Annotated in this window: 1 protein-coding gene; it reads left to right on the top strand. The window is 31.1% G+C overall.

Features of this window, described 5'->3' with window-relative positions; genetic code table 11:
• Positions 1–1,485, top strand: a 1,485-nt coding sequence (gene ltrA / locus L988_RS05800) for a group II intron reverse transcriptase/maturase (protein WP_047382501.1), incomplete at both ends; no start/stop codon positions are given.

The following is a 1,485-nucleotide window of genomic DNA, read 5'->3' as shown; positions in this document are numbered from 1 at the left end:
TTGAAGATGAAATAGTAAAACGAATTAAATATGATTTAAAGGGCAGATACACACCAGGAACGGTAAAAAGAGTAGAGATTCCAAAAGGAAATGGAGAATTTAGACCCCTAGGAATACCTAATATTTATGATAGACTAGTACAACTATGTTTTAAACAAGTCTTAGAACCAATAGTCGAAAAAAGTTTTCATAAAAATTCCTTTGGATTTAGACCAGAACGTAGTGCAGAACATGCGATAGCAACTTGTTATCATTGTGTAAACATTTCAAAACTACATTTTGTTGTAGATATTGATATAAAAGGATTCTTCGATAATATAAATCATAAAAAACTGATAAAACAGCTACAGCGATTTAAATCTATCGACAAGAAAACCTTATCAATAATAAAATGCATGCTGAAAGTGGAAACTGTATTACAAAACAAGGATATTGTTCAATCTGAGAAGGGAACTCCTCAAGGTGGAATACTTTCACCACTTCTAGCCAACATAGTTTTAAACGAACTTGACTGGTGGATACACAAACAATGGCTAGGATTAAAAACTAGAAGAGAATATTCCACTCTTGCAAGCAAAGAGAGAGCTCTCAGAGATACAAATTTAACAGAAGTTAGAATTGTTAGATACGCAGATGACTTTAAACTCTTTTGTAGAGATAGAGCATCAGCGGACAAGATGTTTAAACTTGTTAAAATATTCTTAAAAGATAGATTGAAACTAGAAGTTTCAGAAAAGAAATCAAAAATAGTGAATCTAAGAAAAGAGTTTAGTGTCTTTTTAGGAATAAAATTCAAAGCTGTTAAGAATAGAAATAGATTAACTGTGAGGTCATATATATCTGACAAAGCAAGAAAAGCTATCCTAACCTTAATCAGAGAAGAGATAAAAGAGCTTCAAAGAAGACGAACTGCCACCCAAGTCTTAAAATTTAATTCAATAATACTAGGAATTCAAAATTATTATCGCATGGCAACAATGGTAAATATAGATTTTAGTAAAATTGGCTATATAGTTAATAAATCCTTAATGAACAGATTAGGGAAACCATCTGGGAAAAAGGATAAGAAATATAAACTCCGCTATAAAGGATACAACTTTAAAGTATGGAACGTAGCAGGAACAACGATTTTCACGCTACAAGCTATAAAGTTTAAAATACCTAAACTATTTTCAGCGAAAAAGAAAGTTATGAATGTAGAGAAACAAATTGAGATAAACGAAATTGAAAACCCTCAAATAAGAGCAATCTTGAGACTCCAAAGAAACTCAACTTGTGAAGTAACAGGAAAATATATCGCAGGTAACGACAACTTTTATGTTCATAGGCTAGTCCCAAGAGAACATGGAGGAAGTGATGACCTTGAAAATTTAATGTTACTAGATTCTTCATTCAAAGCCTTACTAGAAAGCGAAAATAGAGAGGATTACTATAAAGACAATGAGAATTATGCAAGAATATTAAAAACACTTTCTAAATATAAAT

It is taken from the genome of Cetobacterium sp. ZWU0022, from assembly GCF_000800875.1.
GTDB lineage: Bacteria > Fusobacteriota > Fusobacteriia > Fusobacteriales > Fusobacteriaceae > Cetobacterium_A.
The sequence above is the reverse complement of the archived record's forward strand: the minus strand, read 5'-3'. Positions and strand labels throughout refer to the sequence as shown.